Annotated in this window: 2 protein-coding genes; both read left to right on the top strand. The window is 69.3% G+C overall.

What is annotated here, in order from left to right; translation table 11 throughout:
- Nucleotides 1–958 (top strand): phage tail sheath subtilisin-like domain-containing protein (locus B7767_RS18135; protein ID WP_143652536.1); only part of this gene is annotated, 958 nt, incomplete at its 5' end.
- 66 nt (nucleotides 959–1024) lie between these two features.
- On the top strand, nucleotides 1025–1468 hold the full coding sequence (locus B7767_RS18130; RefSeq protein ID WP_085573106.1) for a phage tail protein: 444 nt from the start codon (nucleotides 1025–1027) through the stop codon (nucleotides 1466–1468).
- Nucleotides 1469–1529: the final 61 nt, after the last annotated feature.

Raw genomic sequence — 1529 nt, 5'->3', positions numbered from 1 at the left:
GGCCGCCGCTCCCGCCGCCCCGGCCGCCGCCGGCGGTGCCGAGAGCCACCCCGGCCCGGCCCAGTACCTCGGGGACTCGGCGGACCGCACCGGCTTCGGCGGCCTGGAGGCCGTGGACGAGATCTCCATGGTCGCCGTCCCCGACCTGATGGCCGCCTACCAGCGCGGCGCCATCGACCTGGAGGCCGTCAAGGCCGTCCAGCTCGGCCTGATCGCGCACTGCGAGCTGATGGGCGACCGGGTCGCCGTCATCGACCCGCCCCCCGGCCTGAACGCCCGTGACATCCGCGTGTGGCGCCAGGAGACCGCCGGCTACGACTCCAAGTACGCCGCGCTCTACTACCCGTGGGTCAAGGTCTTCGACCCGGCGAGCGGCCAGACCAGGACCGTCCCGCCGAGCGGTCACATCGCCGGCATCTGGGCCCGCAACGACTTCGAGCGCGGGGTGCACAAGGCGCCCGCCAACGAGGTGGTGCGCGGCGCCGTCGACCTGGAGCTCCAGATCACCCGCGGAGAGCAGGACCTGCTCAACCCGATCGGCGTCAACTGCATCCGCGCCTTCCCCGGCCGGGGCATCCGCGTCTGGGGCGCGCGCACCCTGTCCTCGGACCCGGCCTGGCGCTACCTGAACGTCCGCCGGTACTTCAACTACCTGGAGGAGTCGATCCTGATCGGCACCCAGTGGGTGGTGTTCGAGCCCAACGACCACCAGTTGTGGGCCAGGATCCGGCGCAACGTCTCCGCCTTCCTCGTCAACGAGTGGCGCTCGGGCGCCCTCTTCGGCGCCCGGCCGGAGGAGGCGTACTACGTCAAGTGCGACGAGGAGACCAACCCGCCGGAGTCCGTCGACCTCGGCCGGGTCATCTGCGAGATCGGCATCGCGCCGGTCAAGCCGGCCGAGTTCGTGATCTTCCGGCTGGCCCAGTTCTCCAGCGGCAGCGGGGAGCTGGAGGAGTAGGGGAGGTCCTCTCCCCCTCTCCTCCGCGGTCTCCGCTCCCCCTCCTCCGAAGGAAAGTAAAGACAAATGAGCCTGCAGCCGGGTGACGCCCTCACGTCACACAATTTCGGCCTCCAGATCGACGGTGTGATGGTCGAGTACCTCGCCGAGGTCAGCGGCCTCAGCCTCGAGCAGGACGTCATCGAGTACCAGCAGGTCTCGGCCCAGGGCAAGCCCGTCACCAAGAAGATGCCGGGTGTGAAGAAGGCCGGCACCTGCACGGTCGTCCGCGGCATGACCCAGTCCGCCGCGTTCAACCAGTGGATCAACGAGTCGGTCAACGGCGCGATGGCCACGGCCCGCAAGAACGCCACCATCATGGTGATGGACTACCAGAACAACCCGGTCAAGCGGTACAACATGCGCAACGCCTGGTGCAGCAAGATCGACACCAGCACGGTGAAGGCCGGGGAGGCCTCCGCGCTGACCGAGACCGTGACCATCACGTTCGAAGAACTGGTCATCGAGTAATGCGCCGCACCACCGCCCGGCCGGGGTCCCTCCCGGCCGGCGCCGCACCCGCCTCCGTCTC

This window comes from Streptomyces sp. 13-12-16, from assembly GCF_002114215.1.
Classification (GTDB): Bacteria; Actinomycetota; Actinomycetes; order Streptomycetales; family Streptomycetaceae; genus Streptomyces.
This window is presented reverse-complemented; position numbering and strand designations above follow the sequence as displayed.

Excerpts from the sequence above, each read along its gene's own strand:
- B7767_RS18130 (WP_085573106.1), top strand. The coding sequence starts at position 1,025 with ATGAGCCTGCAGCCGGGTGACGCCCTCACGTCACACAATTTCGGCCTC.